Genomic DNA, 3,454 nt, shown 5'->3' on the forward strand with positions numbered 1-3,454 from the left:
AAGAGATCGGTACGCTGTTGGGTCCTGAGAGAACACGTGAGTGTCTTTCAGTGATCGGCTCTCTGCCGCGAATGAACCACTTGGTCAATGGATCAGGCCGGCGTTCGCAGTGGTGTGGAGAGTTCTGATTGTTCTTTGAGAACTGCACAGTGGATGCGAGCATCTTTGTAGCAAGTTAGTAAGGGCATACGGTGGATGTCTTGGCACCAGGAGCCGATGAAGGACGTAGGAGACTGCGAAAAGTCTAGGGGAGCTGTCAACCGAGCTGAGATCCTAGAATTTCCGAATGGGGAAACCCGGCCCCAGTCATGTGGGGTCACCCATACCTGAACACATAGGGTATGTGGAGGGAACGCGGGGAAGTGAAACATCTCAGTACCCGCAGGAAGAGAAAACAACCGTGATTCCGTGAGTAGTGGCGAGCGAAAGCGGATGAGGCTAAACCGCGTCTGTGTGATACCCGGCAGGGGTTGCATTCGCGGGGTCGTGGGACCTCTTGGTCAGTTCTGCCGGACTGGCAACGAGTCAGAAAACGCATTGTTAGAGGAATACGTCTGGAAAGCGTGAGCGTAGAGGGTGAAACTCCCGTACTCGAAAACATAGCGTCTCGTTGGAGTGTTCCCAAGTAGCAGCGTACTCGTGGAATTCGCTGTGAATCTGGCGGGACCACCCGCTAAGCCTAAATACTCCCTGGTGACCGATAGCGGACTAGTACCGTGAGGGAAAGATGAAAAGTACCCCGGGAGGGGAGTGAAATAGTACCTGAAACCGTGTGCCTACAATCCGTCGGAGCCTTTAGGGGTGACGGCGTGCCTTTTGAAGAATGAGCCTGCGAGTTAGTGCTACGTGGCGAGGTTAACCCGTGTGGGGTAGCCGTAGCGAAAGCGAGTCTGAATAGGGCGTTTAGTCGCGTGGTCTAGACCCGAAGCGGTGTGATCTAGCCATGGCCAGGGTGAAGCGCGGGTAAGACCGCGTGGAGGCCCGAACCCACCAGGGTTGAAAACCTGGGGGATGAGCTGTGGTTAGGGGTGAAAGGCCAATCAAACACCGTGATAGCTGGTTCTCCCCGAAATGCATTTAGGTGCAGCGTCGTATGTTTCACCGCGGGGGTAGAGCACTGGATGGCCTAGGGGGCCCACAAGCTTACCGAAGTCAACCAAACTCCGAATACCGTGGTGTGAGAGTGCGGCAGTGAGACTGCGGGGGATAAGCTTCGTAGTCGAGAGGGAAACAGCCCAGAACGCCAGCTAAGGCCCCTAAGTGTGTGCTAAGTGGGAAAGGATGTGGGGTCGCACAGACAGCCAGGAGGTTGGCTTAGAAGCAGCCACCCTTTAAAGAGTGCGTAATAGCTCACTGGTCAAGTGGTCCTGCGCCGACAATGTAGCGGGGCTTAAGCACACCGCCGAAGCTGTGTCATTTCAGCCTTGTGCTGGGATGGGTAGGGGAGCGTCGTGTAGCGGTTGAAGCGGCGGAGGAATCCAGCCGTGGACGCTATGCGAGTGAGAATGCAGGCATGAGTAGCGAAAGACGAGTGAGAAACTCGTCCGCCGGATGACCAAGGGTTCCTGGGCCAGGCTAATCCGCCCAGGGTAAGTCGGGACCTAAGGCGAGGCCGACAGGCGTAGTCGATGGACAACGGGTTGATATTCCCGTACCCGTGTGAACGCGCCCATGACGAACCTTGTGATACTAACCGCCCAAAGCGCCTTGCGATGTCCTTCGGGACTAGCGGGGTTGTGGAGCGCGGGAACTGAACTTGTAGTAGTCAAGCGATGGGGTGACGCAGGAGGGTAGCTCCGCCAGTGAGTGGTAGTACTGGTGCAAGCGTGTAGGGAGTCTTGTAGGCAAATCCGCAACTCATTAAGGCTGAGACGTGATGCGTAGCCGATTGAGGCGAAGCAGAGTGATCCCATGCTGCCGAGAAAAGCCTCTAGCGAGTGTTCATGCGGCCCGTACCCCAAACCGACACAGGTGGTCAGGTAGAGAATACCGAGGCGATCGGGCGAACTGTGGTTAAGGAACTCGGCAAAATGCCCCCGTAACTTCGGGAGAAGGGGGGCCGTAGCGCTTGAAGCCTCTTGCAGGCTAGGGCGAGACGGCCGCAGAGACCAGCGAGAAGCGACTGTTTACTAAAAACACAGGTCCATGCGAAGTCGCAAGACGATGTATATGGACTGACGCCTGCCCGGTGCTGGAACGTTAAGGGGACCGGTTAGTCCTTCGGGGCGAAGCTGAGAACTTAAGCGCCAGTAAACGGCGGTGGTAACTATAACCATCCTAAGGTAGCGAAATTCCTTGTCGGGTAAGTTCCGACCTGCACGAATGGCGTAACGACTTCTCGACTGTCTCAACCGCAGGCCCGGCGAAATTGCATTACGAGTAAAGATGCTCGTTACGCGCGGCAGGACGGAAAGACCCCGGGACCTTTACTATAGCTTGGTATTGGTGTTCGATTCGGCTTGTGTAGGATAGGTGGGAGACTGTGAAGCTGGCACGCCAGTGCTGGTGGAGTCGTCGTTGAAATACCACTCTGGTCGTATTGGATGTCTAACCTCGGTCCGTGATCCGGATCAGGGACAGTGCCTGGTGGGTAGTTTAACTGGGGCGGTTGCCTCCCAAAGAGTAACGGAGGCGCTCAAAGGTTCCCTCAGCCTGGTTGGCAATCAGGTGTTGAGTGCAAGTGCACAAGGGAGCTTGACTGTGAGACTGACGGGTCGAGCAGGGACGAAAGTCGGAACTAGTGATCCGGCCATGGCTTGTGGAAGCGTGGTCGCTCAACGGATAAAAGGTACCCCGGGGATAACAGGCTGATCTTGCCCAAGAGTCCATATCGACGGCATGGTTTGGCACCTCGATGTCGGCTCGTCGCATCCTGGGGCTGGAGTAGGTCCCAAGGGTTGGGCTGTTCGCCCATTAAAGCGGTACGCGAGCTGGGTTTAGAACGTCGTGAGACAGTTCGGTCCCTATCCGCCGCGCGCGTAGGATACTTGAGGAAGGCTGTCCCTAGTACGAGAGGACCGGGACGGACGGACCGCTGGTGTGCCAGTTGTTCTGCCAAGAGCATTGCTGGTTGGCTACGTTCGGAAGGGATAACCGCTGAAGGCATCTAAGCGGGAAGCTCGTTCCAAGATGAGGTATCCCACTCTTCGTGAGTTAAGGCCCCCAGCTAGACCACTGGGTTGATAGGCCAGAGGTGGAAGACCGGTAACGGTTGGAGCTGACTGGTACTAATAGGCCGAGGACTTGTTACAAAGACGCTACGCATCCACTGTGCGGTTCTGGAAGAACAACCAGGACCGATCGCGGCCCCGCGGGGTTGCTGGTTGTAATTTCATAGTGTTTCGGTGGTTATAGCGTTGGGGAAACACCCGGTCCCATTCCGAACCCGGTAGTTAAGCCCTTCTGCGCCGATGGTACTGCACTGGTTACGGTGTGGGAGAGTAGGTCGCCGCCG

2 rRNA genes are annotated in these 3,454 nt (G+C 56.3%); both read left to right on the forward strand.

What is annotated here, in order from left to right:
* The first annotated feature begins 168 nt into the window (after window positions 1–168).
* A 23S ribosomal RNA gene (locus C8D87_RS44890) occupies window positions 169–3,251 on the forward strand.
* 89 nt (window positions 3,252–3,340) lie between these two features.
* Window positions 3,341–3,454: ribosomal RNA gene (gene rrf, locus C8D87_RS44895) — 5S ribosomal RNA — on the forward strand; the annotation flags it as partial.

Origin of the sequence: Lentzea atacamensis (genome assembly GCF_003269295.1) — a bacterium.
In the GTDB taxonomy this organism is placed as follows: Bacteria; Actinomycetota; Actinomycetes; order Mycobacteriales; family Pseudonocardiaceae; genus Lentzea; species Lentzea atacamensis.